At 34.8% G+C, this 25,863-nt stretch carries 20 protein-coding genes and 10 pseudogenes; 15 read left to right on the plus strand and 15 right to left on the minus strand.

The window, feature by feature from the left end; genetic code table 11:
- Positions 1-10 precede the first annotated feature (10 nt).
- Together J4T77_RS05820 and J4T77_RS05825 are read left to right on the plus strand one after the other, a co-directional pair.
- The gene (locus J4T77_RS05820; protein WP_190321390.1) at positions 11-2,533 is read left to right on the plus strand and encodes a hypothetical protein; all 2,523 of its coding nucleotides are present in this window, start codon (positions 11-13) and stop codon (positions 2,531-2,533) included.
- A gap of 32 nt (positions 2,534-2,565) precedes the next feature.
- The gene (locus J4T77_RS05825) at positions 2,566-2,823 is read left to right on the plus strand and encodes a hypothetical protein (RefSeq protein ID WP_233641016.1); all 258 of its coding nucleotides are present in this window, start codon (positions 2,566-2,568) and stop codon (positions 2,821-2,823) included.
- Here J4T77_RS05825 and J4T77_RS05830 read toward each other — a convergent pair.
- Positions 2,798-3,627: pseudogene (locus tag J4T77_RS05830) on the minus strand (IS5 family transposase). The gene J4T77_RS05825 and the pseudogene J4T77_RS05830 sit on opposite strands and share 26 nt — an antisense overlap.
- Before the next feature lie 58 nt (positions 3,628-3,685).
- Here J4T77_RS05830 and J4T77_RS05835 point away from each other — a divergent pair.
- Both J4T77_RS05835 and J4T77_RS05840 read left to right on the plus strand, forming a co-directional pair.
- Positions 3,686-4,153 (plus strand): annotated as a pseudogene (locus tag J4T77_RS05835) (ComF family protein); the annotation flags it as partial.
- Positions 4,154-4,220: 67 nt separating this feature from the next.
- Positions 4,221-5,075 carry an ankyrin repeat domain-containing protein gene (locus tag J4T77_RS05840; protein ID WP_182282677.1) on the plus strand — a complete coding sequence of 285 codons (855 nt, stop codon included), beginning with the start codon at positions 4,221-4,223 and terminating at the stop codon, positions 5,073-5,075.
- A gap of 1 nt (position 5,076) precedes the next feature.
- On the opposite strand, the gene murE is transcribed toward J4T77_RS05840, so the two are convergent.
- The 5 genes and pseudogenes from murE to J4T77_RS05865 form a co-directional block, all read right to left on the minus strand.
- Complete coding sequence (gene murE / locus J4T77_RS05845) at positions 5,077-6,651, minus strand: UDP-N-acetylmuramoyl-L-alanyl-D-glutamate--2,6-diaminopimelate ligase (protein ID WP_070356941.1); 1,575 nt, start codon at positions 6,649-6,651, stop codon at positions 5,077-5,079.
- Positions 6,626-7,859, minus strand: a pseudogene (gene metC / locus J4T77_RS05850) (cystathionine beta-lyase). The gene murE and the pseudogene metC overlap by 26 nt, the downstream one beginning before the upstream one ends.
- 7 nt (positions 7,860-7,866) lie before the next feature.
- Positions 7,867-8,151 (minus strand): BolA family protein, encoded by a 285-nt coding sequence (locus tag J4T77_RS05855; RefSeq protein WP_190321396.1) that lies wholly within the window; start codon positions 8,149-8,151, stop codon positions 7,867-7,869.
- Between the two features lie 79 nt (positions 8,152-8,230).
- On the minus strand, positions 8,231-10,153 hold the full coding sequence (gene dnaK, locus J4T77_RS05860; protein ID WP_010962930.1) for a molecular chaperone DnaK: 1,923 nt from the start codon (positions 10,151-10,153) through the stop codon (positions 8,231-8,233).
- A gap of 86 nt (positions 10,154-10,239) precedes the next feature.
- Positions 10,240-12,003, minus strand: a complete 1,764-nt coding sequence (locus J4T77_RS05865) for an Rne/Rng family ribonuclease (RefSeq protein ID WP_190321392.1) — start codon at positions 12,001-12,003, stop codon at positions 10,240-10,242.
- A 149-nt stretch (positions 12,004-12,152) separates the two neighbouring features.
- Here J4T77_RS05865 and rpmG point away from each other — a divergent pair, with 149 nt between their 5' ends.
- Together rpmG and J4T77_RS05875 are read left to right on the plus strand one after the other, a co-directional pair.
- Complete coding sequence (gene rpmG, locus J4T77_RS05870; RefSeq protein WP_010082633.1) at positions 12,153-12,353, plus strand: 50S ribosomal protein L33; 201 nt, start codon at positions 12,153-12,155, stop codon at positions 12,351-12,353.
- Positions 12,354-12,378: 25 nt separating this feature from the next.
- Positions 12,379-12,654 (plus strand): helix-turn-helix domain-containing protein, encoded by a 276-nt coding sequence (locus J4T77_RS05875; RefSeq protein WP_010082632.1) that lies wholly within the window; start codon positions 12,379-12,381, stop codon positions 12,652-12,654.
- 188 nt (positions 12,655-12,842) lie between these two features.
- Here J4T77_RS05875 and J4T77_RS07635 read toward each other — a convergent pair whose 3' ends face one another.
- Positions 12,843-12,971, minus strand: coding sequence for a hypothetical protein (locus tag J4T77_RS07635; RefSeq protein WP_264374075.1), 129 nt, complete (start codon positions 12,969-12,971; stop codon positions 12,843-12,845).
- Here J4T77_RS07635 and J4T77_RS07640 point away from each other — a divergent pair.
- Positions 12,963-13,166 (plus strand): annotated as a pseudogene (locus J4T77_RS07640) (IS5 family transposase); the annotation flags it as partial. The gene J4T77_RS07635 and the pseudogene J4T77_RS07640 sit on opposite strands and share 9 nt — an antisense overlap.
- 22 nt (positions 13,167-13,188) lie before the next feature.
- Here J4T77_RS07640 and J4T77_RS05885 read toward each other — a convergent pair.
- Positions 13,189-13,967: pseudogene (locus J4T77_RS05885) on the minus strand (IS5 family transposase).
- Positions 13,968-14,077: 110 nt separating this feature from the next.
- Between J4T77_RS05885 and J4T77_RS07645 the strand changes: the two are divergent.
- A pseudogene (locus J4T77_RS07645) lies at positions 14,078-14,789 on the plus strand (transposase); the annotation flags it as partial.
- A 223-nt stretch (positions 14,790-15,012) separates the two neighbouring features.
- Here J4T77_RS07645 and J4T77_RS05895 read toward each other — a convergent pair.
- Complete coding sequence (locus J4T77_RS05895) at positions 15,013-15,894, minus strand: zinc ABC transporter substrate-binding protein (RefSeq protein ID WP_010962934.1); 882 nt, start codon at positions 15,892-15,894, stop codon at positions 15,013-15,015.
- Between J4T77_RS05895 and J4T77_RS05900 the strand changes: the two genes are divergently transcribed.
- Complete coding sequence (locus J4T77_RS05900) at positions 15,886-16,626, plus strand: metal ABC transporter ATP-binding protein (RefSeq protein ID WP_038199232.1); 741 nt, start codon at positions 15,886-15,888, stop codon at positions 16,624-16,626. The genes J4T77_RS05895 and J4T77_RS05900 overlap by 9 nt on opposite strands.
- Positions 16,623-18,053 carry a 2-polyprenylphenol 6-hydroxylase gene (gene ubiB, locus J4T77_RS05905; protein ID WP_190321416.1) on the plus strand — a complete coding sequence of 477 codons (1,431 nt, stop codon included), beginning with the start codon at positions 16,623-16,625 and terminating at the stop codon, positions 18,051-18,053. The genes J4T77_RS05900 and ubiB overlap by 4 nt, the downstream gene beginning before the upstream one ends.
- 416 nt (positions 18,054-18,469) lie before the next feature.
- Here the strand turns inward: ubiB and J4T77_RS05910 are convergent, their stop codons facing one another.
- From J4T77_RS05910 to J4T77_RS05930, 5 genes and pseudogenes are all read right to left on the minus strand, one after another.
- Positions 18,470-18,805 carry a transposase gene (locus tag J4T77_RS05910; protein ID WP_190321415.1) on the minus strand — a complete coding sequence of 112 codons (336 nt, stop codon included), beginning with the start codon at positions 18,803-18,805 and terminating at the stop codon, positions 18,470-18,472.
- 167 nt (positions 18,806-18,972) lie between these two features.
- Positions 18,973-19,320 (minus strand): IS630 transposase-related protein, encoded by a 348-nt coding sequence (locus J4T77_RS05915; protein WP_022626382.1) that lies wholly within the window; start codon positions 19,318-19,320, stop codon positions 18,973-18,975.
- Between the two features lie 177 nt (positions 19,321-19,497).
- Positions 19,498-20,649 (minus strand): hypothetical protein, encoded by a 1,152-nt coding sequence (locus tag J4T77_RS05920; RefSeq protein ID WP_223823144.1) that lies wholly within the window; start codon positions 20,647-20,649, stop codon positions 19,498-19,500.
- Positions 20,650-20,651: 2 nt separating this feature from the next.
- Positions 20,652-21,179, minus strand: coding sequence for a hypothetical protein (locus J4T77_RS05925; protein WP_223823143.1), 528 nt, complete (start codon positions 21,177-21,179; stop codon positions 20,652-20,654).
- A gap of 157 nt (positions 21,180-21,336) precedes the next feature.
- Positions 21,337-21,741, minus strand: a pseudogene (locus J4T77_RS05930) (IS4 family transposase); the annotation flags it as partial.
- 218 nt (positions 21,742-21,959) lie between these two features.
- Here J4T77_RS05930 and J4T77_RS05935 point away from each other — a divergent pair.
- Positions 21,960-22,890 (plus strand): annotated as a pseudogene (locus J4T77_RS05935) (IS110 family RNA-guided transposase).
- A 193-nt stretch (positions 22,891-23,083) separates the two neighbouring features.
- Here J4T77_RS05935 and J4T77_RS05940 read toward each other — a convergent pair.
- Positions 23,084-24,064: pseudogene (locus J4T77_RS05940) on the minus strand (IS4 family transposase); the annotation flags it as partial.
- Positions 24,065-24,170: 106 nt separating this feature from the next.
- Here J4T77_RS05940 and J4T77_RS05945 point away from each other — a divergent pair.
- The 4 genes and pseudogenes from J4T77_RS05945 to rpsO all read left to right on the plus strand — a co-directional run bounded on the left by J4T77_RS05945 (position 24,171) and on the right by rpsO (position 25,852).
- The gene (locus J4T77_RS05945; RefSeq protein ID WP_233641019.1) at positions 24,171-24,332 is read left to right on the plus strand and encodes a hypothetical protein; all 162 of its coding nucleotides are present in this window, start codon (positions 24,171-24,173) and stop codon (positions 24,330-24,332) included.
- Positions 24,319-25,217, plus strand: a pseudogene (locus tag J4T77_RS07650) (IS5 family transposase). Before J4T77_RS05945 ends, J4T77_RS07650 begins: the two are co-directional and overlap by 14 nt.
- Positions 25,218-25,249: 32 nt before the next feature.
- Positions 25,250-25,567, plus strand: coding sequence for a hypothetical protein (locus tag J4T77_RS05955; protein WP_233641020.1), 318 nt, complete (start codon positions 25,250-25,252; stop codon positions 25,565-25,567).
- Between the two features lie 12 nt (positions 25,568-25,579).
- The gene (gene rpsO, locus J4T77_RS05960) at positions 25,580-25,852 is read left to right on the plus strand and encodes a 30S ribosomal protein S15 (RefSeq protein WP_190321287.1); all 273 of its coding nucleotides are present in this window, start codon (positions 25,580-25,582) and stop codon (positions 25,850-25,852) included.
- Positions 25,853-25,863 lie beyond the last annotated feature (11 nt).

A 25,863-nucleotide genomic window follows, 5' to 3' on the forward strand; every position in this document is an offset into this window, starting at 1 on the left:
TTAGGGAGAAATGACACAAAAGTTAATACTAAGTATAGTATTGCAAGATATTATCAAGAATAAGGAAGGTATGCCAGCTAGTGGGTACTGGATGTATTTTTATGATAAAAGAAGTCCAACTACTCTTCGTAATGCCTACTACAAGAACCAGGAGGGAAATGTCGTACCGGCACCAAACCCTTTGCAGCTTGATGAAAACGGTGCTTTACCTCATAAGTTGTACTACTTTGTCGACGTTGATGATCCTGAAGATCGTTATACCGTAGAACTGAAGTGCAATTACGGTAATGCTGCAGCTCCTGAACTCATCTTTCATGATCTACCGTACTTTCAAGAACAATCCAAAGCAGATCCAGCTACATCTATATTATCTGATAACTTATTTATTGATGGTCAATTTAATATTGGTCTACAAATTAATGATAGAGGGCAGGGATCTGGTTATGTTTCACCTGAATTTTCGCAGGTGCCAATTGCTGGACTATCATGGCAGTTTTTAAGATCTTATGCTGATTCAGTACCGATACAGGATAGAACTGATGTAGACAGGATTTTCATTAAAGACATTACCGAAGCTGAAAGGATCGATGAAGGCAATCCTCGTTTTTATTTGAACGTTATTTGCGAAAAACCTAGCGAGACAACGCCACCTCTGCAGAAAGCTGTAACATTTAGGAGCTCTAATGTGTTATGGGGTACTGATGCCAGAGCTTGGCTGAAGTTCTATGCTTGGAGAGGTGGTGATGATATAATAGTTAATTTACTGGCAATTCGTGATTTTGGTTCAAAATCATCAACACCGCCACAAGTTATGTCAATTGATCAATTTTTAATTGATTCTGATACTCCGAAGGTTTATTACACTAGTTTAAGTTTGCTTGGCTTTGTAATACCTGCAGATATTGGCGATGATCAAAGTTTGACATTGAAGTTTTTGTTACCACCGAATCGAGCATTTAATTTTAAAGCGACAAATTTTTATTGTGCAGAAGCCTCATTGCCAATACATGCAGTTGATTTTAAATACCCAACACAAAATTCTGATTTAGCAAAATCTAATTTATTATTTTCTTCATTTCGAGCAAATAAATATAGCATTGATAACAGTTACAATGAGCTAGTTTTTACAATTGATGGTCTTAAGTTTGTAGATAATATTGGTGAAATAGTTTCCTACCCAAAAGGAGCAAAAGTCGACGAGGAAAAGATAAATCTGCTCAAGTGCGATGGTCGCACACTTGATTCAACAGGTATTAGTCCGCTCGGCATTGAATACAAAAGGCTATATAACAAGCTAGATCATGCTCCAATTACATTTGATATGCTTAAAACCAAAGACATACCAAATTGGTTTAATGCAATATCAAGTGAGTATATTAAGAAGTTTATTGCGGATAATAATGTTAAAGTTAAATTCGAGGGAGATGGAGTAGTAAATCCGAAGCCCGAAGGTGATGATATAGGTCATCTATGGCTAGAAACTACATTCTATGCTAATTCAGATGTTAACTATGATTTTCAATATGTTGCAGCAGCAAATAGCATAGACCTTACTACTTGTTGTCATACGTTTGACATTACCACTAATTACTTAAGTAGTGGCATTCTAATGACTAATATGAATTTAAGGGAGATAAAATTTGCGGGTTCTGGTTCTGATTTTCCAGGTTATTTTCAAACTATAACTAAATTAAATTCAATTTATAATTATACAAATAATGTTGTGCCATACAATAAAGGTATTGATAAAATAACTGAGCAAACTAAAATAAATTACTCTGTTAAAAAGAATTTTTTTTATTTGACAGTAAGTCTTAATTATCAACAATTTCCGTATCCTTCCGGTTTATGTGGATTTTTTAATCCAGTTAATTTTAGTAGTAGAGTTTATGATATTGGTTTTCCTTTAAATATACCATCGGTTAGCGCTACTTTTTTGCAACACAATAATAATACTACTAGTACTTCACAAAGTTACTTTTTGTTTTCACCATGGTTTGTGTATTCAATGGCTTCAGTACATGGTACAAGTATTAGTTCTAGTGGTGGAGATTACCCTAGTTTCATTCATGGTGATTCTAGTGATTTATTAATGAAGTCATGGGGTGATTACGTTATTTACAAACAATCAGCAACGGACAAGAGAACACCAGGAAAACCGAATGTTCTGTTTGCTGGTAAAAATTCAGTGATAACCTATGCTATACAGCATAAAGCTTTGTTTACGCAAAGATGCTTGTATGTCTTGAAATTTAAAGAAGTGAAAGCAGGAGACTTTATAGGTCTTAAAACATCTCATAACACCCAAACTGGTAACAATTTTAACACAGTAATATGGTGGAGTGTTGATGGTGATGGAAAAGCACCAACTAATGTTACCGCCAAAGAATTTAGAGAAGTCAAAGCAACAAAAGATACGACACCAGAGCAACTCGCAGACATGATTGCCAATGATATTAACAATAAGGGAACAACTATATTCCACATTCCTAATATCACTGACGATAAGTGTGACTACTACATAAGGTGCTAACATGAAATAAATTTAAAAATAGGAGAAAAAACATGATTGAACAAAACAGTAAAATCGATGAAATCGATATTGAAATCAGTGAAAAAAATGCTGAAATCGATCATTTTTATGAAGAAACTTTAGAAAAAACGAAAAATATCATCGATGAGGCGATAGCCAAAGGGTATACGCTTGGTGATGATGATCGTAAAGTTTTAGAGCTGGTAAAGGCTAATGAGAAATTTGCTGAAAAAGTTCTAAGAGGTTGTTCGGAAACTAGTAAATTCAAGCATATTCCCTCTTTAACATAACCCTACTCATAGCTAGGTATATGAAATTCTCAGTGGATGTTGTGAGTAAATCATACTCCTTCGATAGCCTTCTATTCCTATTAACCCAAGCAAAAGTCCTTTCTACAACCCATCTTCTTGGCTGTACTTTTAAACCCTTGTTCTCTTGTTGGTAGTAGCTCAGGTGGCGTATCTTTGTGCACCCAAAATCTACATGGAGGCCTTTTAACAATTTCAATATCTATGTCATATTCTTCCTTTATGTGATTCTTTAAATTTCTTCCTTGGTATCCCATGTCAGCCCACATTTTTTAACTTTAGTATATTTTGTTCTCATATTGTTTAATGCTATTTTAATACCATCTCTATCATTTTCGTTAGCAGCGCCTACGTAACAACCTAGTATAAAACCCTGAGTGTCTGTAATTATATGCCTTTTTCTACCCTTTACTTTTTACTTCCATCATAGCTTTGATCCCCCTTTTCTGTAGTCTTTACAGATTGACTATCTACTATACAGGCACTCGGCTGCTCATTCTTTCCTATTTTTCTTCTACTATATTTTGTAATTTCATAATTCATTTTCTCAAAAATTCCCTGCTTCTTCCATTGCCTGAACTGCTCATACACAGTCTTCCATAGCGGAAAATCATTTGGTAAATACCGCCATTGACACCCTGTACGCAATACATAGAAAATTGCTTCTAATATTTCTTTTTTGCTATACTTTGGCAGCCTTCCTCCTTTCTTGTATGATACTCTGAAGTGTTTTTCTATTCTTGCCCATTCCCTTTCGCTTAGATCTGTTGGATACTTTTTTCTCATCTTTACCCCGTACTAAAATTTCAGATATTATAGCCTTTTACTTGTTTCCGGACAACCTCTGATTATAAATTTCAAATTTTTTGATAATTTGAATTACGTAAAAATCTATGCAAAGTGGATACACCAAGCTAATCAGGATACATTTCAGAACGCAGAGATCATAATCCCTATACCGTTACATAAAATGCGCTTGTTTAAACGTAAATATAATCAAGCAGCACTGCTTGCAAAAGAATTGAGTAAGTTGTCCAATTTATCCTATACGCCATTTGCAATAAAACGCCTTCGCCATACTGCGCCTCAAGCTGGTCTTTCACTTAAACAGCGTGAAAAAAATTTAAAGAAGGCTTTTAAAACAAGCAACAAGAAAATTATCGAAAATAAAATCGTGATATTAGTTGATGATGTGGTAACAACCGGAGCAACTGTAAGATCTTGCTCTCAGGAAATTTTAAACTCCGGTGCAAAAGAAGTGAGAGTGCTATCACTTGCAAGAACGGTGAATGATTGTGAGGCTATTACATAAAATCTTGGCTTGCTTTTACTATATCCATAAAATTATAATTTATAGTTGAATAGTTGTTGGGGAGCGTATGAGTATAAAAGAGCAAGAAATTGATGCTATATTCCAAGAAATAGAGCAAGAATCAAAAGAAAGTGACATAATTGAAGAAATTAAGCAAAAGCTGCTCGCATGTAACCAAGATACATACAATCAGTGGAAAAGACTTAATTTTCACATAGATCATTTATTTGAAATACGGCAAGAGATTACCCATGCTTCTAGGTATTATACTACTGCGTTAAACATTGCTGCTCATAAAGGCTTAGTAAAAACAGTAAGACGTCTACTGGAGAAAGGTGCAGAGGTTAGTACACGCGATGGTGGTGGACACACTGCTCTGCATTGTGCCGCTAGCAGCGGTAATACGGAAATAATAGAATTACTACTGGAGCAAGGAGCACATATTCACTCATGTTCTAAACTTGGCTCAACACCGCTGCATTTTGCTGCTACTAATAATCATATAAATGCAGTGAGGTGCCTGTTAAATAAAGGAGCTAGTCCTTTAGCACTAGATAATAATAATTCCATTCCCAGTATGTTTGCTACAGACAAAGAGGTGATTGCTGTCTTGGAGAAAGCAGAAGAAGAGAAGCATAAGGAAAATGCTGCTGCTTTAAAGAAAGCAGAAGAAGAAAAACATAAGAGAGAAATGGAATGTAAGAAAAAAAGGCAAGCAAAAATGATTGCTGTAGGTGGTATTGCAACTGCATTGATAGTGGCGGGTATTGGATACATTGTTGAATTACCTATACTAGTAACTATTGGTATATCTGTATCCATTGCATTAGTATCTGTTTGCATTGCGTACGTAATGTCAAAACCTAACACTAAAATGGAAGGAACAGAGAGCTCTGTACAGGAAATTGGTCAGAGTATATAGGTCAAGATAAAACTTTACTTTTAATAACTTCAACATCACTAAACTCAAAGGTTTGATTCCCTATGATTTGAAATTTCTCATGTCCTTTTCCTGCAACCAGCAGAATCATACCCTCGTTATAGGCAATATCTATGCCTTTTTCTATGGCTTCTTTCCTGTCCCCTATCTCCAGTGCACTAGGACAATATAGCAAAATATCGTGGCGAATTTTTGCAGGATCTTCATCACGCGGATTGTCATCTGTGATTATTACTTTGTCTGCATACATTTGTGCTATTTTACCCATTTCTGAACGCTTCTTCCGATCACGATTGCCACCGCATCCAAAAACTAGGACTATTTTTTTGTTGAAGTGCCATTTTAAAGACAACAGGGCTTGTTTAAGCGCACTTGGAGTGTGTGCGTAATCCACGAATGCAAAAGGTTTAACTTTTTCCATTCTTCCTGGTGGAGAAACGAGTTTACCTATAGATATTTCTCTGTAATTCAGTCCAGACGAGGTAACTATACCAATTGCACACAACAGATTATATGCTTGAAATTGCCCCAAAACTGGAAAAAACATGTTATAAATTTCATCGCCAATTTTAATTGTAAGGTATTGACCATTAGGGGTTGGTGTTTGCTCTAATAAAGTAATATCAGAACCTGTTTTTCCATAGGTGATAACTTTGTTGCTGCGTTTTTCAGCTATTTTAAGCAATGCATGGTACTCATTTATATCCGCATTTAAAATTACTGTTTCTCCCTCTGGTAGTACCTCATAAAATAACCTTTTCTTAGCCTCAAAATACTCATCGATACTCTTATGATAGTCCAAATGATCTTGCGAGAAATTAGTAAAAGCTGCAGCAGTGAACCTAAGTCCATGAATTCTGTATTGGTCAATTCCATGGCTTGAAGCCTCTAATGCTAATTGTTCTACGTTCTTACTATTTATACCACATAATGTGGAATAAAGGTCATCTGCGCCTGGAGTGGTAAGATTATCGCTATTATCTTCTCTGTCATTATTGATGCATGTTCCAAGTGTTCCAATAGACGCAGCATTATAGCCAGAGTTTTGCCAGATCTGGCGGCAAAATTCTACTACTGAAGTTTTACCATTTGTACCAGTTACAGCAGCAACATATTTGGGCTGTTTGAATTGATAAAACCTGCTGACTATTTCTCTGTATATTTCTTGAGGGTTTGGGTGGTCAAGCACTGCAAAACTCGGAGTATTTGTCATGCAAGTAGCTGACACTGGAATCCAGTTTTTATTATGCAATTGCTTAGTGTGTTCATTTGCAATTAAATTTTCTGGATCCAAGTAGTCAAGCACTGGGATGACATCTTTTTTGGTTCCTTGTATGACAACGTCTACACAGTCGTGTGCGTGATACTGGGATTCAGTAGGAAAAATCTGGATACATGCTGGTTTTCTAGATTCCAGCGTCACGCGCTGGAATGACACCGCAGACACACAAACAAAAAGATAACCTTCCTTTACTCTATTGGGATTACATGTAACGCCCTTGATTTCAATATCAAAGTTAACATCAATAATGTTATGCAGTAATTCTCTCAGTTTCATCTGCCAGTTTTAGTGTTCAAACATGGCAACCTTGCTAGTGCAGCATTTAAATCAGAGATTAAATCTTCAGGATCTTCCAGTCCACAAAATATCCGTATAAAACTTCCACCATAATCTGAATTCATTACAGATCTTGACATAGATCTACGATCTATTGGTAATATCAAACTGTCGCATCCTCCCCAAGAAGCACCGATACCAAAAATTTTCATGTGATCAACCATGCAGCTTAGTTCTTCACATGAATATTCTCTATCTAGTGCTATACTGAATGTGCCGCTTGCTCCTTTGAAGTAACTTTTCCATAATTCGTGTTGAGGATGGGAGGGAAGTGCTGGATACAAAACTTTTTTGATTTTTGAATGTTTTTCTAGCCACTTTGCCACTTCCATTGCTGTATTTTGGTACCTTTTCATACGTGTGTACAATGTTCTAAGTCCCCTATGTGCAAGGTAGCAGTCGTGCGATTGAATGGTTACCCCATAATTTTTATAGCTCTCATAAAGCAATTTAAAAATTTCACCTTCAGCAATAATAGCCCCCATCACTAAATCTGAGTGACCGGCTAGATACTTTGTCACCGCATATAGTGCAACATCAACTCCATAATCAAGCGGCTTAAATAACAAAGGAGTGGCCCATGAATTGTCACAAACGGTCACAATTTTATGTTCCTTAGCAACTTTTACTATATGCTCTATATTCGAAATCTCAAACGTTACAGAACCAGGAGTCTCGATCATTATCAATGAAGTATTACTCTGAATTAAATCAGTTATATCCTGTGTTGGATCATAAAAAGTTACTTCTGTTCCTCTTTTTGGTAGCTCATTTTCTGCAAACCTCCTAAGCCTATAATAACTATTATCTTGAATTAAAACGTGCGAGCCTGCTTTAGCGAAAGTTAGAATAGCAAAAGTAAGTGCAAATAGTCCGGAAGGATAAATAAGCGCTTGTCCACTCCCTTCAATTTCAGCCAGTGCATTTGAAAGATAATGAACAGTAGGAGTACCAACATTACTGTAGCTATAATCCCTTGCAACACCATCGTTGATTACATCGTATATACTTTCTCCATTTGCTGCATTTAAGTAGTCCTTGTAAGTAGGGAATAATATGGTAGAAGAATGATAAACTGGCGGGTTCATGGAACCTTTATAGTCATTAAATTTTCTTCCTGCTTTAACTAATATAGACTCTTCCTTCACATTTTTATTATTTATTTTTTAAATTGTACTCATCTTGCGTATACAAGTGAAGAGAAATTGCATGTATTAGCTCTATCTCACCCTTCAATAACTCATAAATCAACTTGTGTCTTTTTAGAACGCTCATTCCAATAAAGCCGTCAGATATTAATATTAATTTAATGTGCGAAGGTAATGTTGAAGATGAAGCAAAATAATGATCAGTATGCTTTGCTGATTCATCGATAATGTTGATATCAATTACATCTATCGAATCGCGTATCTTTTCTTCTATTGCCTTAATAATGTCCATAATGGTTTCTTTAAGCAACAATATGCTCCTCCTGTCATCTCAGTGTCAGCTACTCGGATGACAGGAAAAGTGATCACAATTATTTATTCTCTTCTTTATTATCTATGTCTTGATAATCAGAATCTACTACTTTTTCCTCTTTATCATTTGGATTTCCTTCTGATGAAAAGCCATTTTCAGCACTATTTTGTTGAGATGTTTGATACATAGCTTCTCCAAGTTTCATAGATAATTGAGAAAGATTAGTAACTTTCTGCTGTATTGAATCAGCGTCATCAATGTTATCAGATTTACTAACTTCTTTTAATTCGTTAACTGCATTTTCAATAGCAGATCTATCTTCTGGTGAAACTTTATCACCATACTCTGTCAGAGACTTTTCTGTAGAATGGACTAAGCTATCCGCTTGATTCTTCACTTCAATAAACTTTTTGCGCTTTTCATCTTCTTGCGCTTTTTCTTCAGCTTCTTTTACCATGCGATTTATTTCATTATCAGATAAACCACCTGAAGATTGAATGCGTATTTTTTGCTCTTTTCCAGTAGCTTTATCTTTTGCAGAAACGTGTGCTATTCCATTTGCATCTATATCAAATGTCACTTCAATTTGTGGCCTTCCGCGCGGAGCAGGAGGTATCCCTTCCAAACTAAACTGACCGAGTAGCTTATTATCAACTGCCAGTTTTCTTTCACCCTGATGCACCTTAATTGTAACAGCTGTTTGGTTATCTTCTGCAGTTGAAAACACCTGAGATTTTTTAGTAGGAATTGTAGTATTACGCTCAATAAGTGGAGTGAATACTCCTCCTAGAGTTTCAATACCAAGAGAAAGTGGGGTCACATCAAGTAGTAACACATCTCTTACATCACCTTGAATGATCCCCGCCTGTATTGCAGCTCCAATTGCTACAACTTCATCAGGGTTAACTCCTCTATGTGGATCTTTGCCAAAGAATTCTTTAACTTTCTCTATGACTTTTGGCATACGAGTCATGCCACCAACAAGAACCACTTCGCCAATTTGACTAGCAGATAAACCAGCATCCTCAAGAGCTTTTTTACAAGGAGCCATAGTTCTTTCGATTAAATCATTCACTAAGCTTTCAAGTTTTGCTCTCGTTAATTTCATATTTAAGTGTTTTGGACCACTTGCATCAGCTGTAATAAACGGTAGATTTATTTCCGTTTCCATTGCACTTGATAATTCAATTTTCGCTTTTTCAGCAGCTTCTTTGATTCTTTGCATAGCCATTGGATCATTTTTCAAATCAATGCCATTACTTTTCTTGAATTCATCTAGTAAATAACTCACTACTCCATTATCAAAGTCTTCACCTCCAAGATGGGTATCACCGTTTGTTGCTTTCACTTCGAAAACTCCATCACCTATTTCAAGTATTGAAACGTCAAATGTACCACCACCAAGGTCATATACTACTATTGTGTGCCCATGTTTCTTATCAAGACCATAAGCAAGTGCTGCAGCAGTCGGTTCATTTACTATTCTGAGTACATTTAATCCGGCAATTTTTCCTGCATCTTTTGTTGCTTGACGTTGAGAGTCGTTGAAGTATGCTGGCACTGTTATCACAGCATCTTTTACTTCCTCTCCAAGATAAGCTTCTGCTGCCTCTTTCATGTTTTGTAGTATAAATGCACCAATTTGACTAGGAGAATATTCTTTATTATCAGTTGTTTTAACCCATGCATCACCACTTTTTGCTGCAAATACTTTGTATGGTACACTTAGATTTTTCATCTCAGGATCACTATATTGACGGCCTATTAATCTCTTAGTAGCAAAAAAGGTATTACTTGCATTGGTGGTTGCTTGCCTTTTTGCTGGAGCACCAATCAACCTTTCTCCTGAAGAAGTCAATGCAACTATAGATGGAGTAGTTCTTGCCCCTTCTTTATTTTCTATTACCTTTGTATCCTTGCCCTGCATTATTGCAACACAAGAATTTGTTGTTCCGAGATCTATGCCTATTGCTCTTCCCATAATGAGTACCCCATTGTAAATATTATCTGATATAAGAATATATAAGTATAGGGCTCATTAATTACAAGCCCAATTTAGGTTTCTAATTAGTTATTAGAACTTAAAAGGCGCGAAAGCCACTTAGTCAGCCAAAAATTGCCTCGTAGTTTATTTGAATTATCAGCTTCTTCATTGCTGCTATCCCCAATTTGGTATCCAGAGTTCTGTAATGGCTTATAACCGTTTAAATTAACATCATCTCCTTGTTTTAAAACAAATGTATTTACATCTAAACTGTTATCAATACTAACGTTCAATGTAATATTAAACTCTTTTTCGATTGTAGAAACTGTATTGCGTTTGTTATTAAAAATGTGCGCTATAACTGCACTGTGTGCTACTAAATCAAAAGACTTATTTCGATTCTTGTTAGCAATATGTTGTAAATCCCTTAGTATTGATGAAACAATTACTTCGTTTGATTTTACTCTTCCAGTACCTTTGCAGTGTAAACACTCTGTAGTATTAATTTCTTGTATGTTTGGTTTAATTCTTTGCCTTGAAAATACCATTAAACCAAAGTCATTTATGTAGCTAAATTGAACTTTAGCTTTATCATCTTTAAACGCTTGCTTTATAGCAGACTCAACAGCTCTGCAATACTGATATTTCAACATATCAATAAAATCGACTACTATTAATCCTGATAGGCCCCTAAGATTCACCTGTCTTGATATTTCAGGTACTGCTTCCATGTTGGTTCTATAAGCTGTTTCTTCTATGCTATCTTCTCCTGTCATCTTTCCTGAATTTACGTCTATTGAAACAAACGCCTCAGTTAAAGTTATTATCAAAGACCCACCAGATGGCAATTCTACTCTATTGCTATATAACTCAGAAATTTGATCTTCGATTCCGTAGTAAGTAAAGATCGGAGCATAACCTCTATACAATCTATAGCGCAACTTACTACCTTTTAGTGCATTATTAGCATATTGCCTAACTGCCTCAAAAGCTTCCTTTCCAGACACTATAACTTCTATACCATCGCTACAAAAATCACGAACAGATCTCATAATTACATCTGCTTCATTGTAAATTAATGATGGAACGTTTACAGAGAAGGCATTTTTTTGAATGCTCTGCCATAATGAGGATAAGTAATTGTAATCCTGCTCAATTTCTTTCTTATTTTTTCCTGAACCAACAGTTCTTACTATTAAACCTGATCTTTTTGGCAAGTTTATTGAACTCAGCATCTCCTTTAACTGCTTTCTGACATTAGCATCTTCAATTCTGCGGGACACTCCACCTTTGCTCATGGAATTTGGCATGAAAACACAGTATCTACCCACTAAAGTTATGTATGTTGTAAATGAAGCTCCTTTATTGCCTCGTTCCTCTTTAGTTAGCTGGACCAATACTTTTTGATTTACTGAAATAACATCTTGTAATTTGTATTTTTTATATAAAGGTACCTCTCTTACAAAACCACTACCTGATCCGTTGACATTCTTACTAGCTGCAGAATCTGAAGAAACATTTGCTGAGGCTTCTTCTATACAATCGTCATTTGAGTAGCCCTCAAAGATAGTTTCCTTTTCTTTTTCTGGAATGTTGAAGTAATCTAGAGATATCTCGGAAAAAGACAAAAAACCTTGCTTATTTTTCCCATATTCAATAAATACGGCTTGCAAAGAAGGCTCTATACGCTTTATATAAGCAACGTATATATTACCTCTTAATTGTTTTTTTTCCTTGAATTCTTGTTCAAATTCTACAACCTTGTTATTAATTGACAAGGCAACTCTTACCTCATTAGAACAGATAGAATTTTCTATCAATAATACCCTTTTACCACTATTTGTCACTTATTTACCGTTTGCTTTTTATTCTGAAGTTAACTTTATGCTACTTAATGCACTGTTGATTGTCAAGGATTTTGCAATCTGCATTATTCGATTGACTTTTAGTATTTTGCGTAATAAACTCGCATAGAATTTATTATATCATTATAAGTATGGCGAAAAAAAATGCTTCTTTGCTCGTTAAGTTAGTCAGCACTGCAATCAAGATAACAAAAACTGGTGAAGAAAAATCAACTGGCTATTTTTATGTAAAAAAGCGTAATCCAAAAAAGCTCACCAAAAAACTGGAGTTTAGGAAGTATGACCCAGTAGTCAGAAGGCATGTGTTATTTAAAGAAGAAAAACTAAAGTAATTTTTTTATAAGGAATTTTATTATTATGCAAAATTTACAATTAAGTTATCCTATAATAGTAGAGTTGGGGGATGTGAAAGATACAAAACTGAAATTAATAAAGGTCATTGCACAATTAATAAGTAAGAAGTACACAACACAGAAAAAAGCAGCAAACGCTCTAAAGATTGATCAACCTAAAGTATCTCAAATCAATAGGTCAAAAATCGAAGGGTTCTCCTTAGAATACTTGCTTAACTTATTGATTGTATTGGGCCAAGACATAAACGTAAGAATAAAGCATAATTCTAAACCTGCATAATATGGTATCCGTTCAGCGGAGTGGCAAAATAAGGTAGACAAGATAAATCAATCTCGGTGTCAAGCACTGGGATGATAAGGTATAAACCTTATCGTCATGCCGCCGCGAACCGTCATACCGCGATTCATTCGCGGTATCTCTAGATCCCGCTAACAAGTAGCGGGATGACGGTTATCAGGCCAGCACCCCTACGATGTCATCCCAGTGCTTGACACTGGGATGGCTTTGTTGCATCGCTCAAGTGAAAAGAACTGGCAGTTACTGACAAAATTCATTATAAATAGCCATTTAACTGTTGAAGAAAAAATATGCCACAAAAAATGAGAGTCAGTAACTGCCATGAATATAACAAATTTCTCCAAGAAAGAGGAAGCATTTTTTGTTATATCAATGACGCCATAGAAAATTGGTACGAGAATTGTCCAAAAATGCAGGGCGGCAACTATATTTATAGTGATAAAGTTGTGATTTTGGTGCATATAATCGTCAGTTTCTTTAGAATTGGTTTAAGAGGTTGTTCGGAAACTAGTAAATTCAAGCATATTCCCTCTTTAACATAACCCTACTCATAGCTAGGTATATGAAATTCTCAGTGGATGTTGTGAGTAAATCATACTCCTTCGATAGCCTTCTATTCCTATTAACCCAAGCAAAAGTCCTTTCTACAACCCATCTTCTTGGCTGTACTTTAAACCCTTGTTCTCTTGTTGGTAGTAGCTCAGGTGGCGTATCTTTGTGCACCCAAAATCTACATGGAGGCCTTTTAACAATTTCAATATCTATGTCATATTCTTCCTTTATGTGATTCTTTAAATTTCTTCCTTGGTATCCCATGTCAGCCCACATTTTTAACTTTAGTATATTTTGTTCTCATATTGTTTAATGCTATTTTAATACCATCTCTATCATTTTCGTTAGCAGCGCCTACGTAACAACCTAGTATAAAACCCTGAGTGTCTGTAATTATATGCCTTTTTCTACCCTTTACTTTTTTACTTCCATCATAGCTTTGATCCCCCTTTTCTGTAGTCTTTACAGATTGACTATCTACTATACAGGCACTCGGCTGCTCATTCTTTCCTATTTTCTTCTACTATATTTTGTAATTTCATAATTCATTTTCTCAAAAATTCCCTGCTTCTTCCATTGCCTGAACTGCTCATACACAGTCTTCCATAGCGGAAAATCATTTGGTAAATACCGCCATTGACACCCTGTACGCAATACATAGAAAATTGCTTCTAATATTTCTTTTTGCTATACTTTGGCAGCCTTCCTCCTTTCTTGTATGATACTCTGAAGTGTTTTTCTATTCTTGCCCATTCCCTTTCGCTTAGATCTGTTGGATACTTTTTTTTTTCTCATCTTTACCCCGTACTAAAATTTCAGATATTATAGCCTTTTACTTGTTTCCGGACAACCTCTAAGACAAACAGTCGGGTTTATAAAAGGGTATTTGCAACAAATAGGAAGAGATTTGCAGCTATTCACAAGCATCAAAAGAAACTTAATATTAAGATAAATGATTGCAGAAAATAATATGGAAGATATCGAAATTGCTATAGACAGTACAGGAATTAGTATATACAACAACACACAGCAAGGAAAATAGCACTGACAGAAAATATCGTGGCTATGAGCAAACGAGAAAATTGCACGTAATGTTGAATATAAACAACAAAAAAGCCATAGCTGTAAAATACAGTAACGGCTGATCACTATGGAGCTTGTGATTTGCTAAAAGAAGTTGATTTTCAGCATGCCATAAAAGCACTATATGCAGATAGAGCATGTGATAGGCACAAGTTTTATAAGTTGTGTAACGAATATGATATAAAGACAAAAATTCCACCAATAAACAATGCGGCAGAACATCCAGAAATAGATTATATGTCTGACAGGAATGCTGCTATTAGGTTAATAAAATTATACGGTGAAGGTGGCATGAAAGAATGGAAAAAAGAAGTAAATTATGGGAAAAGATCTTATATTGAAGGGTTTTTCTCAAGATTAAAGCAAATATTCGGATTTAGTTTTAGGAATAAATCTGAGATAAATCGAGAAAAAGAACTAAATGCTATTTGCTTAATAAATTCACTGATATTGGTATGGCTAAATTTGAGATAGTTACATGAATTTACCATAAATCACCATCTCATAAAGTGTGATGCAACAAAGCCCACTGGGATCCAGGAATTTTATTAAGTTAGTAAGCATAAAAGCAGCCATTTTATGTTAAATACAACGTTTTGATGATTATGAAAAAGCTGGATTCCAGACTGGAATGACACCATTTGTTGTAAACTCACTTCTTCTTGATTTGTAGAACAATAAAACAGTAAGCTAAAAGGGAACTTATTACTCAACAAAACAAGACTTAAAATTTTGTGCAATGCTATTGATTATAGCTAGATATGCATCTTTTCCAGGCTCTATGTCTGATCCAATAGGATCAAGAACTACCATTTTTGCGTCATTAGAAAGGGCGTTAGGCTTTATGCTATCTTCCTGTGAATGAGCAAATATACATTTAACGTTTTCTTCCTTCATTATCTTTTTTAGCTTCATTAAACTCTTCATACCTATGTAAGAATCCTCTTCTATGGAAAGAATAGCGCTTGGATGATTTAGACCGAAATATTTTTCAAAATATTGATAAGCATCATGAGTAACGATGTATTTTTGATTTTTAAAATCATTCAGTTCTTTCATGATTTCTTTTACTTCTTGGTCTATTTTTTTTATAGCTTTTGTTGCATTAGAACTGTATCGATGGGAATTTCCTTTATCTATGTCAGACAATGTTGCACTTATAGAAAGTATCATGCTCTTTGCATTTTCGGGACTCAGCCACATGTGTAAATCTTTTTCATCTTGAATGTGAGTGATTTTTCTAGAAAATGAATGTGGCCGAGTAGGAAGTAGGTTGATTGCCTTTGACAATTGCACTAGTTCTTTATTATTTTTGGCGAAAGTTTGAACAAACGTCTCTAAGTTATCGTCAACATAAAATATAACGTCACTTGATTCTAAATTACTCGCATCAGATGGCTTTAATATATAATTATGTGCAGATGTTGCATAGCCAAGCAATTCCGGTTCTAAAATCCCTTCTGTAACAGAAGCTACAAGTGAGTGGATAGGTTTGATTGTAGCTACAACTTTTAAATTGGATGAAAAGGCAATATTATAGTATAGTGTAAGTGAAAGTAATAGAAAAAAAGCCAGTAAATGTCTCATATAAACGTTGAGAAGAAGTTAAATTTTGTCAATAAATTGAATAATGTCAATAATCGTGTTCTAAAAATAGAAAATCTTGCTCTCGCATATGATGGTAAAAGAATCCTTGACAATATCAATATGTTCATGGAAAGAGGAGACATAATTACAATACTTGGTCCAAATGGTGGAGGTAAAACCTCTTTAGTGAAAGCAATTGCTGGTATAAATAAAAATTATACTGGAAATATTGTGTTAGCTGAGAACACAAAAATTAGCTACATGCCGCAAAATTTTAGTATTAGTAATTTGATGCCAATAACAGTTGAATATTTTCTTTTAAATAGCTCCTTGAAAAGACTAAAGAAAAATCAATCCATTATTACAGAAACGATAGAGTTGGCTGGTATCGGTAACATTTTGAAAAATCAAGTGTTAGAAATTTCTGCAGGGCAAACACAATTATTACTGCTTGCACGTTGTTTAATTGCAGAGCCTGACTTGATCATTCTAGATGAACCAGTTAGTGCAATGGATATTAACGCGCGGGCTAAATTTTATGATATTATAAATAAAATAGCAAAAAAACGATTGGTATCGATTCTTATGACTTCTCATGATCTTAACTCTGCTCTACCATCCTCAGATTACATAATTTGTATAAATAATACTATCTATTGCCAAGGCAAGCCTGATGAGATTATGAAAAATAGAACCCTAAATGAAATATTTAGCAGTTACGCAGCGAAATGATTCAAAATATTTTGCGTCTTCTGCACATAACTACGGTGCTGACGCGTTACAATATATTACCTTATTTACTTCCACCATCAAAAAAATCAATAAATAAAATACAAGGCCACAAGCTAAAGTGTGCTCTTGAAAAATTAGGTCCGGTGTTCATTAAGTTTGGGCAGTCTATCTCATCACGTACTGATGTTTTAAATGAGGATATAACAAATAACTTGTTATTGATATGTGATAGATTGCCATCATTTTCACATAAAATAGCAGTTAAAACTATAGAAAGTGAGTTTAATTGTAAATTGAGCGACATTTTTTCAAGCTTTTCTGAAAAGCCAATTGCAGCAGCATCGATTTCTCAGGTGCATAGAGCGGTTACAACTGAGGGTAAGGAAGTTGCTGTGAAGGTTTTAAGGCCAAATATTGAGAAAACATTCTCAAGGGATATAAAAATGCTTTCTTGGCTTGCAGAAATTGCAGAAAAATTTAGCGAACAATCAAAAAGGCTGAGGCCAATTGAATTAGTCAAAACTTTTGCTGAAATTTGCCGATTAGAGTTAGATCTACGTTTTGAAGCTGCTCACTCTTCGGAACTAAAGGAAAACACAAAAAATGACAGAGGTTTTTACGTACCTGAAATAGATTGGAATAGAACTTCGAAAAAGGTTTTAACATTAGAATGGATAGAAGCAACGCCAATATACGAAGTTGAAAAACTGAATAATCGTAAGCAAATAGCTATCAATCTTATAGAATCGTTTTGCAATCAAGTATACAGGGATTGTTTTTTTCATGCTGATATGCATCCTGGAAATCTAATGGTTGATAGTAATAACAATATTATTGCCCTGGATTGTGGAATCATGGGTAGAATAGATCGTGAGACATGCTATTACGTTATAGAGATACTCAAAGGCTTTTTAAATCGGGATTATGATCACGTTGCAAAAATGCACTTTAGGGCTGGTTATGTTTCATCACAGCATAGAAATTTTGTCACAGCTTGCAGGGCAATAGGTGAACCCATTATTGGGCAGCCTATACAGAAGATTTCATTTGCTAGTTTACTTGCTCAGCTATTAAAAATAACTGGTGATTTTAATATGAAAGTTCAAACACAATTGTTATTGCTGCAGAAAACTATGATTTTACTGGAAGGGACATGTAGAAAGATCTACTCAGAAATCAATATGTGGAAAGTAGTTGAAGCGTGGATAAGCAGTCAACATGAAAATAAAATAGGGTATAGGGAAAAAATTAGAAGTTCTTATCCTGTAAAAACAATCCAAGGGATATTTAGCCTTATAGAAAAATTAAACCTAATAGCTGATAAAAAATTAGAAAACATCCAAATTAAAAATAAATCAAATGGAAAAGTCTATTTTTTATTGTGGTTTGTAATTATAATTCTAATCGTTAAACTTTTAATTTCTTAAACTATGGGAAAAAACTGCGTCAAATCCAATTTTTATTCAACTTAATTTTTAATCTGCAGGAGCCGAGTTGAGAATGTCCAATTTTCCACTTTCTTTATGTATCTGTTCAGCAGAGTGGCAAAATAAGGTAGACGAGAAAAGACAACTATAGGAACAAATGGGTGTCATGCCAGTGCGTGACACTGGCCTCTTGTTTCAATGTTAAACAAAATACCATAGAATTCAAAAAGACAATTCCTAGAAAATTTCTACATCCAAAAAAGGCATAAGTTATGTTAATGCTGTTTGAATGAGATGATATAAAGATAAGCCAAATTTTTACAAAGAAAACATTTCAAGCAGCAAGACACCTTTGATTGAAAGAGAGCACCAAATTTATGGGGTGAGTAACTGCGCTATTTCAACTATAGTATTTTCTAAAACGAATGATAAACGTCTAAAATGGTATTACCAACTAAAAGGTGTAAGTCTGTACATTGATGCATTAGAGGTCTGAGGCAACTTTTGATGGTGTGCCAACAATGCTCTATCGGATTTAGATCAGGTGAATATGTTGGAAGATAAAGCAAATGACAGCCAAAAAACTCTATTAATGACTTTGTTTTGGGAGTTTTATGGAATGTAGCATTATCCATAACTATGGTTGTATCACGCTGTAATTGTGGAAGTAATCTTCGCTCTAACCATACATTAAATATATCTTTATTACACCCTCCTGTGAAGGTCATTGGTGCAATAAACTTCTCATCCACCTATTATACTCACTCTTTCCCGCTTTTTTCCTGGAACATCAGCATATATTTTTTCTCCTCTTGGAGCTCGTGCATATTCTCGGTATAGTCTATTATCAACTCCTGCTTCATCTATATATAAAATGCTACAGTGGTCTATTTTTGAGACTTTATCGATAAATTGCTGCCTATCTTCTTGATTGCGCTCTTGATAGAATGTGACTTTTTTTAAAGGTTATTTTCAGCTGTCTTAATCTATACCAAATTGCACTTATCCCAAAGCCAAGGTTTTGTTTCATTTCTGCTAGTGTGTGATCTGGGTGTTTTTTGACATATTCTTTGAGTATTTCTGGATCTATTTTTCGAATAAAACCAGTACTTTTTACCGCTTTGAGACCTTGGCCAGTAGCTTTCTTTTTTAGCCATCTATATAGTGTTGCTATCCCTATCTCAAAAACCTCTGCAACTTCAACCTTTGACTTTCCTTTTTCTACCAAAGACACTGCTTTTTCCCTTAAATCTACACTATATACCATCGCTTTCCCTACTTTAAAAAAACATATTATACCTTTATCATTCGCTTTTGAAAATACTATAGTTAGCGGAATGACGGTTTTTCAAATTGTCGGTAAATCTAAGTCAGTTTAGCTATAATTTCCTAAATTTGCTCACAATCTCTTGACTTGACACATATGTTTTTTTCCCAAATGTTACTATCTTCCTCCTTTTCCTTTCTCAATTTGTGCAACCATTTCCTTTACATTTGCATGCGTGAGAAGGGAATTTTTGCTGACATGAGATTTTGGATCAGATTTTGCTGTTACGTGTTTCGTTGCAGATCTTTTATTCTCTGTTAGAAATGAATGAGATTGTTTTTTCTTCACACCGATATCCGCTTGTGCTGCTGGAGTGGTTTTGCTTTCAGCAAGCTGTACATTAGCATTTCCTTTTGCTTGATTTTGCTCAAATTTTTCTTTTAATGCCTTTACTTTACTGCCCATCTCGCGATTAGCTCCTCCTTTCATAGTAGCTGCTGCTACTTTTGGTATCGCCTTACCAGCAGCTTTTTGTGCTGATTTCCTATTGTCTTGATTTTCAGATTTTAGTGGTACTCTTTCAGCTGATTTTTTAAGAATTACTCCTACTACTTTTGGCTCTGTGCTTACTTTTTGATTAGCACGGCTTAGATTTTTAGGCTTTGGCGGTACTGCAGGTTTATCTTTGATTACCACTTTCGATTCTTGTCTAACTTCTTGACCAGTAGTAAACATTTTTTTTGGCACTTGCGGTGGTTTTGGTGGTACGAGGGATTGAGGTTGTTGTTTCTGCTTACGTTCTCTTTTTGCTTCTATATGTTCTTTAGGAACTGTTGCATAAATTGGCTCTTCTTTGGGCGATTTTGAACTCTGCGAATTTTCTATTAAAATTTTACTCTTCTTCTCTTGATAATTTGATATCTCTTTGTATACAGACTCTTCATTTAATGAACTTCCATAGCCTGAATCTTCTCTCTGCTCATATAAAGGATTTTCCTTTTGCTTTTTCTCTTGATAATTTGATATGTCTTCATATTCAGACCCCTGATCTAATGAACTTTCATAGCCTGAATCCTCAGAAGGATTTTCCTTAGCATCAGGCATACTAAAACTATTAGCTCCTTTTAGTAAAGAAGATGTAGACTTTGCCTTGCTTTCTCCATCTGAGGATATTTCTGATTTAAAGCGTACCTTCCTCGAATCTGGAGCAGCCGGAGGTGCTGTTGTTGGTCGCTTTATTTGCCTCATGCGATTACCACCTAATTTTTCTTTCGGCTGTTCTTCTTTTCGCAGCTCAAAAGTACCTTCCTTTTGCTTTCTACCTTCCAAACTCACTTCGTCGGCTGTTCTTCTTTTCGCAGCTCAAAAGTACCTTCCTTTTGCTTTCTACCTTCCAAACTCACTTCGTGTGATCTATCTTTTCCTTGACTCTTTTCACTTTGTTCTAAATTTAAAGAATCTTTTAAAATATTATTTTTTCTGAAATCTTTTTCTAATTGTTCCAAGAGATCAATTTTTTTTAAAATTCTTGTATACTTAGCTGCTGTTTCTAAAGTGAAACTTGACAACTCATCATTTACAAAATTACTTATACTACTGTTCTTGGTTGGAAAATTTTTTCCCAAAATTCTATTCATTAATGTTTTAAAAAGACCTAATGGCTGTTCTACATAATTGTTCAAGTCAGTATATATAACAAACTCAGCTATACCTTTTGCCTCACCTGTAAAACCTTCTAATGCATGAGATAAATCCCTTAACGTTTTGTTATATTGTTTCTCTGCATTTCCTAGCTTTACAGCTTTGATCAGAGAATCGAGATTTTTTTTATAGTTCTCACTTTTAAATGGATTATTCATACTAATTACAGCTCATTATTTATTAAAATATAGATCTAAAATATTAAGATCTAGTAAATATTACTTTTGTAATTCATGTAGAACTATAGCTATAATAAGTAAGATTTCCCTACGTCATACCGCCGCGGTATCTCCAGATCCCCCTAACAACTTACTATTACCCACAAATATAAAGTTCGTGAGCAAGTCGCCATCCTTCTGCTAAATCAAAGAGACGTTTATATCCTTTCCAAAGAGTAATTGGTCCTGGTTTTGGGTCATTTTTTCTTGCTAAATGGCCTCCAAGTTCATGAAACAGCTTCTTTTATGTTGGGAACTACACTTGGACATGGTTTTCTGTGTATTTTAACGTATAAAACTTTCCATTCTTCTTCAGCTAATAAGGTAGTACATGGTAATGTTGGGTTAGCTCTTGCAATTGATGTAATAAAGAAGATCCTCCAAGCAATAATACTCATAACTGTTAGATATCTCATTAGTCTTTCTGCTATTCCAAGCCTACATTCTTCAACTTTGAGACCGGATTTAAAATTTTATGTAATATCTCTATTTTCCATCTAAGGGAATTGTAAGTTAAAAACGTGATATAAAAGAGATAAGAGAAAAGATAACCCTGCTCACTAGGAATAGCGGGCGGGCGCGACCGAAAGGAAATTGGTATTACAACCGTTGGTATCAAGGTACGCTAGCCCTATCTCTCGATACGTTTGAATAGTTGCTTGGGACATATATATGCACCCGTTTACAATCTTAAATTAACTAAAACTATCGAGGTTTATTATGGTTACATCTTATCAAAATTTTATTGGCATTGACATCGGAAAATTTAAAAATATCGTTGCAATTCACAAACAGAAGAATGCTGTCGAATTTGATAATAATGCTTCTGGTTGGCAACAATTATTTCAAGAGTTTTCAGATATTCTACCTAATGCTTTAGTGACTTTAGAAAATACAGGGAAATATGAGCTTGGCTTATCACATTTTCTTACCGACAAAAATATTGCCGTGCATCGAGCTAATACTCGTAAAGTAAAAAGCTTTATTTTATCTCACGGAACTTTAGCAAAGTCTAGATGCAAGAGCTCTTGCTCAATATGGATTTGAACGCCATAGAACTATCTCTATTTTGTACCTACCTCTACAGAACAATCAACTTTGGCTGCACTTTGTCAACGTCGTGATGATATTACGCAAATGAGAACTCAAGAAAAATGCAGACTTGAAGCACCGGAAAATGATCATATAAAAGAAAGCTGTCAAAAGACCATTGAGTTTTTCGATAGTCAAATAAACGAACTCAATGATACTATACAAAAGATTATTGATGAAAGCCGCGAATTACAACAACGCCAAAAAATTCTTAAAACAGTTCCTGGAAAAGTTATCACAAGATTTTTTGTGTTTAATGCCAGAGCTTGGTTACTTAAATAGAAAAGAAGTAGCAAGTCTTGCCGGAGTTGCACCGCATCCAAAAGAAAGTGGTAAAGCTGTTGGTTACCGAAGGATTACAGGTGGTAGAAGTAACGTTCGTTCAAAGCTCTTTACAGCCGCTATGGCTGCTACAAGGTCAAAATCTATACTTGGCGCCTTTTATTCTAAGCTTGTTGAAAGTGGTAAGAAGAAGATGGTGGCTATAACAGCCCTAATGCGTAAAATTATAGTAATTGCTAATACAAGACTTAAAGAAGCAATTAATTTGCATACTTAAAAATCTTCACAACGGTAACTGAAATTGGCTAATGAATATGTGCGTCCACACAGACTTAAAGCACATATTCATTAGCTTAAGCAGAAATTGCTGTGGTAGCTGTTTGATATAAAATTCTATTTCTATGACAAACGGGTTTTTATTGCCCATATAATTTGCAAAATTACACAAATAAAAAAATTTTTAAAAAACATAGTTGATACCAACTAATTTTTTCAACAGCTTCATCGAAAGTATTAACTGAAAGATTCGTTAATAGCATCCATTCTAGCGGTTTTTTTTAAGGGAAGGGGAGTTTTCTCAACAACATAAACTGCATAAAGTGGTAATTTAGGTAGTTCTTCCGTCTTATGCCTAATATTATTCTTAGATGGATTCATCATAAACTTTCCAAATCTAACTTCCAAACGTGCTGTTCTTTTTGGCTTATTATCTTTTACAGGAACTTCAACTTCTACCGTACCTGCACAATGAGAGGATTTAATAAATGCCCATAACTTCTGCTCACCTTTTTCAGGATATCGAGATTTTCTATTTACTGCTCTATCTCTGCATGCTCTAACTAGCACTGCCGAATTAAGATTATGTGCAAGCTCAAAAAAGTCATATATATCTGCTTCTCTATCGCATACAGTTATAGTCTCAGTTTGAGTTGGATCAATAATATTATTTGTTTTTCTTAAAGTTTCCAACCACTTTACGCTTTCTTTATCTTCAATGCGATCGCTCTTTTTTAAGGTTCTCAGTTTCTTCAGGTCTTGAATAAACTTTTTGATCTAGTATCCCTAGTACCAAACCTTCTATACTAACGGCAAGAGCTGTATGCATTATAATACCTTTTGCAGTATCATAACTGGACAAATTTGCTAATCCGCTTGTTTTTTTATGGTTATTATATACAATGTAACTGGTATCTTGAATGACAAGAACCCTCTTGTGAGCTTTTGTTCTCTCAACCGTCTTATTAATATGTGTAGCTAAAATATCACTTTCTTTTACATTCTCATTTTGAAAAAAACGTTATGCTGTTTTTGCTTCTGACCAACTTTCACATGCTTGATTAATCTAACTTTCAGGTAATTTTGTCAAACATATCAGCAATCTTTACTAATCGCTCAGTTAACCTTTTATCTCCAAATTCATTTTTAGCCCATTCACTACTTTTACTTGCCATTTTACACCCTCAATATTTGCAAACTTTAATATTGTAATATTTTACTTTTTAGTCCATTTATATTTGTGGGTAATAGTAAGGAATGACACCGTCTTGATGGAAACCAGTGTCAGCTACTTTCATGACACCATCACAAGGTGAAACTGGATCCCAGTGGGCTTTGTTGCATCGCTCAAGTGAAAAGAACTGGCAGTTACTGACAAAATTCATTATAAATAGCCATTTAACTGTTGAAGAAAAAATATGCCACAAAAATGAGAGTCAGTAGCCATGAATATAACAAATTTCTCCAAGAAAGAGGAAGCATTTTTGTTATATCAATGACGCCATAGAAAATTGGTACGAGAATTGTCCAAAATGCAGGGCGGCAACTATATTTATAGTGATAAAGTTGTGATTTTGGTGCATATAATCGTCAGTTTCTTTAGAATTGGTTTAAGACAAACAGTCGGGTTTATAAAAGGGTATTTGCAACAAATAGGAAGAGATTTGCAGCTATTCACAAGCATCAAAAGAAACTTAATATTAAGATAAATGATTGCAGAAAATAATATGGAAGATATCGAAATTGCTATAGACAGTACAGGAATTAGTATATACAACAACACACAGCAAGGAAAATAGCACTGACAGAAAATATCGTGGCTATGAGCAAACGAGAAAATTGCACGTAATGTTGAATATAAACAACAAAAAAGCCATAGCTGTAAAATACAGTAACGGCTGATCACTATGGAGCTTGTGATTTGCTAAAAGAAGTTGATTTCAGCATGCCATAAAAGCACTATATGCAGATAGGGCATATGACAGAGAAAAGCTCTATAAGCTGTGTAATCAATATGGTATAAAACGAAAATTCCTCCGAAAAAACAACGCAGCAGAGCATCCAAAGTTAGACTATATGGCTGAGAGAAATTCTGCAGTCAAGCTCATAAAGTCATATGATGAAGATGGTATAAAGAAGTGGAAAAAAGAGATGAGTTATGGAAAAAGATCTTATATAGAAAGTTTTTTCTCGCGACTGAAACAAACATTCGGGTTTAGTTTTAGGAATAAATCTGAGACAAATAGAGAGAAGGAACTACTTGTTAAATGCTATTTGCTCAATAAGTTCACTGATATTGGTATGGCTAAATTTGAGATAGTTACATGAATTTACCATAAATCACCATCTCATAAAGCGTGATGCAACAAAGCCATCCCAGTGTCAGCTACTTGGATGACAAGAAAGGGAGCACTGGAATGACAGGAGATGATGGAGTGACAGGGAGTAATACAAAAAGTTTCGTCATCCCCATTGAATCGGCTTTAAAATCGATGTTCAAAGTTGAAATTTCCCTAGAAGATGCGGGGAAAATCAGAAAAGGTCAGGAAGTTGTATTAAATAACTTGCGTAATTTAAAGAATCATGATATTTGTTGTACGGTGGTGGGTAGTGTACCTATTGCAATCTGCAGTTTTATTTATGGTTGTGTGAAACCTATTCGTGTTTTTAATATTTAAAATGAGGTTTAGATGTCGATAACATCCGAAAAGAAAAAGAGTTTGATAAATATATATGCAATTAAAGGAGATGATACAGGCTCATCTTTTGTACAATGTGCAATTTTGACCGAGAGGATCAGTAACTTAACTGAGCATTTTAAAGTGCACAAGCATGACCATCACTCTAAGCGTGGTTTACTTATATTGATAGGTAGAAGACGCAAGCACTTAAATTATATAAAGCGTAAATTTAGTAATGAAGCCTATCAGGAATTAATAGAGAAGTTAGGCATTAGAAAATAATCGAGGAATTT

The sequence above is a fragment of the Wolbachia endosymbiont of Drosophila innubila genome, assembly GCF_021378375.1.
Taxonomy (GTDB): domain Bacteria; phylum Pseudomonadota; class Alphaproteobacteria; order Rickettsiales; family Anaplasmataceae; genus Wolbachia; species Wolbachia pipientis.

Excerpts from the sequence above, each read along its gene's own strand:
- murE (WP_070356941.1), bottom strand. The coding sequence starts at position 6,651 with ATGAAACTGAGAGAATTACTGCATAACATTATTGATGTTAACTTTGAT.
- dnaK (WP_010962930.1), bottom strand. The coding sequence starts at position 10,153 with ATGGGAAGAGCAATAGGCATAGATCTCGGAACAACAAATTCTTGTGTT.
- J4T77_RS05825 (WP_233641016.1), top strand. The coding sequence starts at position 2,566 with ATGATTGAACAAAACAGTAAAATCGATGAAATCGATATTGAAATCAGT.
- J4T77_RS05895 (WP_010962934.1), bottom strand. The coding sequence starts at position 15,894 with ATGAGACATTTACTGGCTTTTTTTCTATTACTTTCACTTACACTATAC.
- J4T77_RS05915 (WP_022626382.1), bottom strand. The coding sequence starts at position 19,320 with ATGGTATATAGTGTAGATTTAAGGGAAAAAGCAGTGTCTTTGGTAGAA.
- J4T77_RS05840 (WP_182282677.1), top strand. The coding sequence starts at position 4,221 with ATGAGTATAAAAGAGCAAGAAATTGATGCTATATTCCAAGAAATAGAG.
- J4T77_RS05875 (WP_010082632.1), top strand. The coding sequence starts at position 12,379 with ATGCAAAATTTACAATTAAGTTATCCTATAATAGTAGAGTTGGGGGAT.
- J4T77_RS05955 (WP_233641020.1), top strand. The coding sequence starts at position 25,250 with ATGCAACAAAGCCATCCCAGTGTCAGCTACTTGGATGACAAGAAAGGG.
- J4T77_RS05900 (WP_038199232.1), top strand. The coding sequence starts at position 15,886 with ATGTCTCATATAAACGTTGAGAAGAAGTTAAATTTTGTCAATAAATTG.
- ubiB (WP_190321416.1), top strand. The coding sequence starts at position 16,623 with ATGATTCAAAATATTTTGCGTCTTCTGCACATAACTACGGTGCTGACG.
- J4T77_RS05855 (WP_190321396.1), bottom strand. The coding sequence starts at position 8,151 with ATGGACATTATTAAGGCAATAGAAGAAAAGATACGCGATTCGATAGAT.
- J4T77_RS05820 (WP_190321390.1), top strand. The coding sequence starts at position 11 with ATGACACAAAAGTTAATACTAAGTATAGTATTGCAAGATATTATCAAG.
- rpmG (WP_010082633.1), top strand. The coding sequence starts at position 12,153 with ATGGCGAAAAAAAATGCTTCTTTGCTCGTTAAGTTAGTCAGCACTGCA.
- J4T77_RS05925 (WP_223823143.1), bottom strand. The coding sequence starts at position 21,179 with ATGAATAATCCATTTAAAAGTGAGAACTATAAAAAAAATCTCGATTCT.
- rpsO (WP_190321287.1), top strand. The coding sequence starts at position 25,580 with ATGTCGATAACATCCGAAAAGAAAAAGAGTTTGATAAATATATATGCA.